This is a genomic window from Prevotella sp. P5-64, assembly GCF_002251285.1.
Classification (GTDB): domain Bacteria; phylum Bacteroidota; class Bacteroidia; order Bacteroidales; family Bacteroidaceae; genus Prevotella.
Genome location: NZ_NPJK01000005.1, coordinates 190238 through 197043 on the forward strand (window position 1 = coordinate 190238; position 6806 = coordinate 197043).

At 54.7% G+C, this 6806-nt stretch carries 5 protein-coding genes; all 5 read right to left on the minus strand.

The window, feature by feature from the left end; genetic code table 11:
- Window positions 1–20: 20 nt before the first annotated feature.
- On the minus strand, window positions 21–1898 hold the full coding sequence (locus CIK87_RS01790) for a BACON domain-containing protein (RefSeq protein WP_094384938.1): 1878 nt from the start codon (window positions 1896–1898) through the stop codon (window positions 21–23).
- The gene (locus CIK87_RS01795; RefSeq protein WP_144008068.1) at window positions 1889–2197 is read right to left on the minus strand and encodes a hypothetical protein; all 309 of its coding nucleotides are present in this window, start codon (window positions 2195–2197) and stop codon (window positions 1889–1891) included. Before CIK87_RS01795 ends, CIK87_RS01790 begins: the two co-directional genes overlap by 10 nt.
- Window positions 2198–2276: 79 nt before the next feature.
- Window positions 2277–4034, minus strand: coding sequence for a BACON domain-containing protein (locus tag CIK87_RS01800; protein WP_094384942.1), 1758 nt, complete (start codon window positions 4032–4034; stop codon window positions 2277–2279).
- 446 nt (window positions 4035–4480) lie between these two features.
- Window positions 4481–5857, minus strand: coding sequence for an MATE family efflux transporter (locus CIK87_RS01810; protein ID WP_094384946.1), 1377 nt, complete (start codon window positions 5855–5857; stop codon window positions 4481–4483).
- A 191-nt stretch (window positions 5858–6048) separates the two neighbouring features.
- A complete protein-coding gene (locus CIK87_RS01820; RefSeq protein ID WP_144008069.1) occupies window positions 6049–6675 on the minus strand; it encodes a hypothetical protein in 627 nt (208 codons plus the stop codon).
- Window positions 6676–6806 lie beyond the last annotated feature (131 nt).

Consider the following 6806-nt stretch of genomic DNA (forward strand, 5'->3'; position numbering starts at 1 on the left):
CGTGTGCTGGATGGGTTGGATTAATTGTTTCCGCCGCCTATCTCTACATCCTTGTAGCCCGAGGCGGTGCGCTTGATGACGATGTCGCCCTGATAGGTCACGGCGTAGGCAGCGAAGTTGGAGGCTGAGTAGCCGCCGGGCTTCTGGCGTATCATGCTGGTGGAAGAGATGCTGTTGTTGTAATAGCGCATCACCTGCAGACCGCAGATATAGAGCGAGGGTGTTTTGTCCGAGGTCTTCAGCTTGTGCATACCGCTGGTATTGGCGTTCCAGCGCACGGTGGTGGTATGACCCACTACGCTCACGGTGCCTGTATACCATGTGTACTGCACGCCGCCGATGGTGGCATACTGGAACGACCAGCCGCCGTTGATCTTGGTGCTCAACTCAGGCATCAGGGCTGCGTACTCTCCGGCATACTGTCCGGTGTAGAGGCGCTGTGCCTTGGTCGAGGTATGGGTGTCGATGAAGATGCCCACGGTAGCCTGCTTGGCAGAGTGGTCGACCTTGGTGAGGGCTTCGGTCTTCAGATTCTCGAAGAGTCCGGTGATGCTCACGTTGTTGGTGGCTTTCTGCGAGTTCTGGCTCAGACTCTCGTATGCGGTGACGGTCTTGCCGGTCTTGTTGACCAGGTTCAGCTCGGTCTTGTTGTTGTAGTTCACGCCATCCACTATCTTCAGGTCGGTGCGGTTGTCGCTGGGCGTGGTGCCTGCGGCGCTCCACTTGCTGTCATAGTTGGTGGTAGAGGCAGAGCCCTTGGTGTAGAATGTCTTGAAAGCTGTCATATCCCATACGCCTGCGAAGTCGGTCTCTTCTATCTGGGTGAGGTCGATGGTGGTCTTCTGGCTGCCGTTGCCGAAGATGAGCTTGGCCTGGCGGGGTGCGCCGGTGGTGTTGGCGGTGGCAGATACGATGACCTGGGTACCGTCTGAGGTCACGCTGAGCCAGTCGCTGCCCTCGGCAGGTATGCGCTCGATGGTGGTAATCTTGTACTTGGCCACGTCGTAGGTCTTGCTCCACGCCTTGTTGTCGGTCCAGAGCGATACGTCGGCCAGCTTCTCGTTGCTGCGGGTCACGGTGTACAGTTTGCCTGCCTCTACCTGGAAGTTGTCGGTGATGAAGAGGTCATTGTATGCTTCGGCGCTGGGGCCCACGATGTCGGCGCGCATGTTCTTGAGCGTCTGGGGCAGCACGGCGGCATAGAAGGTCAGCTTGTTGCCGTCTACCTTGGCGGCGCTGATGTTGATGTCGCCGGTCGACTGGTTGCTTTCGCTACCGTCCTTCAGCGAGAACCATACTCCTGTGGCGAGGCCGTCGGCTTTGAGCTTTACGGCGTAGGTCTCGGTGGTGGGGGTGAAGGGCAGGATGATGGTGCCGCGGATGAAGCCCACGTTGTGCTTCATGCTCAGGTCTATCTTGCCATTGTTGGTGGGGACGTATTCACCCTTGGCCGACAGCAGGTCATAGTTGCCCAGGTCTTCTATCTTTCCCGTCTGTGTGGTCAGGTCGAGCTTGGCTGTGGCGTCAACGATGGGCGCTGCGACTATCTGGTTGACGGCGAAGAGGGTAGTCTTCCCGGTGGGAGTGCTTGCCAGTGTGCCGGTAAACTCGGCGTTGTGGCCGTCGCTGCTTATGGTGCCTGCGGTGAATGTGCTCACGCTGTTCTGCTGGTAGCAGTTTACGGCGAGCTTGTCGTCGGCTTTCCACTGCACCTTGAGTCCGGGGTTGGTGGCTTCGCCCTGCTCACTCAGACCCACACGGGTGCTGGGGAGAGAGGTGCGGATGGTCAGCTTGCCGGTCTGCGGGGTGTCGGGAGTCATGGGCGCGATGTCGTCAGACGAACATGCGGCTACGAGGGCGGCGAGAGCTATGCCGCCAAAGATTTTCTTCAGTTCCATAGTCCCTCCTTCTCTTCTTCGTTGGGTAAAAAACTACTAACGCGATCCATGTCGCCGCCTGGTTCCACGTCAGGAACAGAGGCGTTGCAAATCTCGCTGCCAGTCTCAATGGCGCGGGTTTTGCACAGAGGCTTCACATACGCGTCACGGGTAATAGTGGTTGCATTGTTACTCTTTTTCATGTTGTATCTATATAAGGCACCTGTAGTCATGGGCGCCAAGGTTATTGTTTGTGTGGTTGTGGTGGCGATGGTAGCCAGCAGGGAAAGGATGGCTGGTGCCAGCAGGGCATCGCTCACGATTGTTAGAAAAAACACCTGCTTGTAAAGCGATTACTTTCCAAGCAGGTGCCTGCGGTTTATTGTTTATCCGATAAGTTTATTTGCGTACGAAACTTGTACCGGGCTTGCCCTTGGCATTCACCTGGTATACGTTGGCGTAGCCAGTGGGAATGCCGTCTGCAGTAGCAGTAGCTACAATGTCGATACCGGCAATCTGGTTCATAGTAGCGTCAGAATATTGGCTTACGGTAGAGAATTCTACATTGTTGCCAGCGCGGTTGTAGTACATGAAGGTCTTCAGGTCAGCCTGCAATGGGAACCATGCCCATGCATAGTTGGGATTTCCCAGGTTAACCTCGTCAAACTTCCATGGACTTGCCCATGCTGCAGCAGTGCGGGTAACCAGTGTAGGTACGAAGCGTGCATAGAGACCCTTGGCATCGCCTTCTGCTGCTATCTTCTGTGCCTCTTCGGGGCGTGCATCGTAGAATACACCCATCTTGGCCTTCTGGTTCTCATAGTCAATCTCGATACAAGCGTCCATGATGGCATCGAAGTAGAGACCCTTGATACCTACATTGTTGGTGTGTTTGGTCTCACCGTCAGCGTCGGTCAGAGTGACAGCCTTGCGAGGCTCGCCGATGGTAACATCCCAAGACTTGGGGTCTTGAGCTGCGTGATAGGAAGCTACCTTGCCGGCAAATACCTTGGCAGTGAAAGTATATGTACCCTTGAAGTCCTTGGGTTCAATCTGAGTAACGGTAAACTTGACATCGCCTACGGTGATGACGCCAGTACGTGGAGCGCCAGTCTCGTTGGCCTTGGCGTGTACCTTGCCTGCGGCGTAGGTGAGCCAGTCTGCCTCAGAGTTAACGGTACCGTCTACGGCGTCAGCCACGTCGGCCTCGTTGTCCTTTACCCAGATGGTCTTTTCGGTCTTCTGCTTGGCCATGGCTGTTGCCACGGTATAGAGCTTGCCTGCCTCGAGCTTGGCTGCGTGGTTCTTCAGATACTCGCCAGCATACTTCTTGCCGTCGATTTCGGTAGAAATGTTGACGGTGCTGAACTCGTTTTCACTCACGTTGGGCCAGATGGTCATATAGGCAGTAGCGACATTGCCGCTTACTTCACCTACCTTTACAGTGAATGTAGCTTTGCCCTTGGCGCCTGCAGGAGTACTGCTGCCGCCAGGATTGCCACCAGAAATCTGTACCTTATTATATGTAGCATCAGCCTGTACGGTGAGTGCAGTGCCCTTGGCTACAGTAACGCCCTCGGGGAAGGTGAGCTGCAACTTGAGTACAGAGGTCTTGGGCGCGAAGGTAACATTGTTCAGAGTGGCGGTATTCTTCTCGGTGTTTACGTCCAGATTGCCTTCGGTCATGGGGTCAGCCTGGAAAACGCTGCGCATGGCGGCGTCTTCGAGCGTACCCTCCTGCTTGCTCAGGTCATTGATGAGCGCGCACTTGCCGGCAGCGGCATCGATGTAAGGAGTGCCACCCTTGGTGGTACCGATGAGGATATGGAGCAGACCGGTTCCTTCGGGAATCTCGGCTATCTGGGCAGAGAACTTGCCAGCAGTACCGGGCTCATAGTTGAGCACGCAGGTCTTGTTGAGCCATTTGCCATCAGCCGTGCGGAAATATACCATCATATAGTCGCCCTCCTGGAACGAGCCCTTCAGGCCCTCGCCATTGGGAGTGAATCCTACACGTGAGCCGGCAACGCTGGCGTTGATAGACAGCTTCATCTTCTTGGCGCCTTCGTCCTGATTGTTGTCTACTACGGTGTTGTCTGTACATGATGCGAACAAGCCGGCAACCATGGCAACGAGAAACATCAATTTCTTCATCATTGTTAGTCCTCCCATAAATTAAAGTTGTCCTTAGGTGCAAGAGCGCCGCCACCTTCGTGGTCGGTATTTCCTGGGTCAACAGTAGATTCTACGGAAGTGTTAAGCAGGCTGTCTGCCTCAATTCCGCGAGTCTTCACGCATGGCTTTACGTACGCGTGCTTTACTCCCTGTAAGCCATCCAATAAGGAGCTGCGTAATGTTTTGTCCATATTATTACTCGTTTAAGTTATTAATTATCAGTTTATATTCACGTTAGTTGGAGTTCTCCCGGTGTGCGGGCGAACTGTCTTCAATTGCGGTTGCACTGTCTTTCATGACAGAATAACTACAATTTGTGAGCAAATCTACTAAAAATCTGTGAAATATAATAGTGTTTTCTTTATTTTTTTTGATTTTCGTCAAAAAAAGTTGCGCAATATTTGCGCACATGGCTATCGATAGACTTGTCAGAAGGTAGCGAGGCCCCTCATCCATCTGCCTTTGAAGAGGCGGAAGAGGAATATAGTACCACGGAAAGTGAGCTCTATCGCCATGGCAACCCATACGCCGCGCAACCCATAGGTGGGGGCGAGCAGGGCAGCAAGCGTCAGACGCACGCACCACATCGAAACCAGGTTGAGCAGAGCGGGTTTGATGGTGTCGCCGGCACCCACACACACGCTGTAGGTGACGATAGAAGCGGCGAAGAAAGGTTCAGCAAAAGCCTCGATGCGCAGCACCTCGGTGCCGAGGCGGCGTATCTCTTCGACGGGCGACAGCATGCCTATCATCTCGGGGGCGAAGACATACATCACCACACCCATCACTGCCATCACGCCCATGCCCAGTGCCACGGTCATATAGGCGAAGTTGCGGCACAGGTCTGCGCGTCGCGCTCCATAGGTCTGGCCCACCAGTGTCGACGCTGCGTCGCCGATACCATAGCCCGGCATATAGCAGAGACTCTCGGCAGTGATGGCAAACGAGTTGGCGGCGATGGCCACGTTGCCCAATGGCGCCACTATCAGTGTGCTTACTACCTGGGCACCACTCATCAGCGCCGACTGGATGGCTATGGGAAGACCCACGCGCAGGGCGTTGCGCACATAGAGCCATACCCAGGTGAAGGGGGCGGTGTCCTGGCGCAGGGCGAGGATGCGGTTGCGCCTCGTGGCAACCCACATCATGGTGAGCGAGATGATGGCAAAGGCGCAGAAGGTACCCATAGCGGCACCGCGCACGCCGAGTTCGAGGATGTAGATGAAGAAGTAGTTGAACACCACATCCAGTATGCACATCGTGATGCTCAGCAGACTGGGGATGTGCATATTGCCCGTGCTCTTGAGCATGGCTGAGTTGAGGTGGAACAGCAGGATAAAGGGCATGGCCAACGAGAAGATGAGGAAGTAGGCCGACGAGTCGCCGGCGATGTCCTCTCCGCCTCCCAGCCAGTAGGGTAGTGCTCCGTGGATGGTAACGCCCACCAGCAGTATCATCATGCTGACCACGGCGCCACACACCAGGGCGTGGCGGAATACCTGGCGTGCCCTCACGAAGTCGTTGGCTCCGATGAAGTGGGCCACCTGGACAGAGAATCCGGTAGATACCGCTCCCATCACACTGCCCATGAGCCAGGTGGTCGACTCGATGAGTCCGATGCTGGCAGAGGCTGCCGCACCGAGGTGTCCCACCATGGCGGCGTCGATGAAGAACATGAGTACGGTGGTGATTTGTGCCAGAATGGACGGTACGCTGAGGTCAACTATCAACCTCAACTTCTCGTGCATGGTCATCGCGTTGCCCATGCGTATCTTCTCCAGCAATATTTCACTCCGTTTTACCATACCTTATTATATATATGGGTGCAAAGGTACGCATAATTATAGACATAGTCTGTCTAAAAGGCAAGAAAAAAGTGTCGCCAGCGGTTGTAGTATGCATAATCAGCGTGATATAGATACAAAAAGATTTGCGGCTTTTCAGGGCTGCGCCCTTTGCGTATGTGGCTGTCGGCAATGTCATCGAGAGCACGCTCTCAGCCATTCGCCGCCATCCCCATCCGCGCCTGCCTGTCGGCAGGCTGAAAAGCCGCAAAAACAAAAAGTCCGCCTTTGGCGGTAAAAAAAGTCCGGCTGTCGCCGGTACAAAAACAACTGCAAACAAGGAGCCCACAAGCAGCAGCTACTCCTACAGAGTTATCAAGGGTGCGTACCATCCACAATGGACTACTTGTGTCGCTGGCGGTTGTAGTATGCATAATCAGCGTGCTATAGATACAAAAAGATTTGCGGCTTTTCAGGGCTGCGCCCTTTGCGTTTGTGGCTGTCGGCAATGTCGTCGAGAGCACGCTCTCGGACATTCGCCGCCACCCCCATCCGCGCCTGCCTGTCGGCAGGCTGAAAAGCCGCAAAAACAAAAAGTCCGCCTTTGGCGGTAAAAAAAGTCCGGCTGCCGCCGGTACAAAAACAGCTGCTTTCGTGTAGGTTCTCTCCCGTCTTCCCCATGTTGCGCCGCCCTGCCTGGAAGGCTGTATTGGCAGGCCGTTGCCTATCTTCTTCTTTCCTTTGGCAAGGACAGTAAGCGTCTGTTTTTTTACTGGCGTAGTCGGACTTTTTTTACGGCCGTTGGCCGCTTTTTGCCCCGTGGTGTCTTCTGAAGTCATGCCTCGCATGACTGTGGTTGTGGCGGTGGTGACACGAAGGAAAACTTGTTTTCCGACTGTCGGCGGCGCCATAGCCACAAAGGCGAAGCCTTCAGAAGACTCTACGGCTTTTTGTATCTATCTCAGCTCAA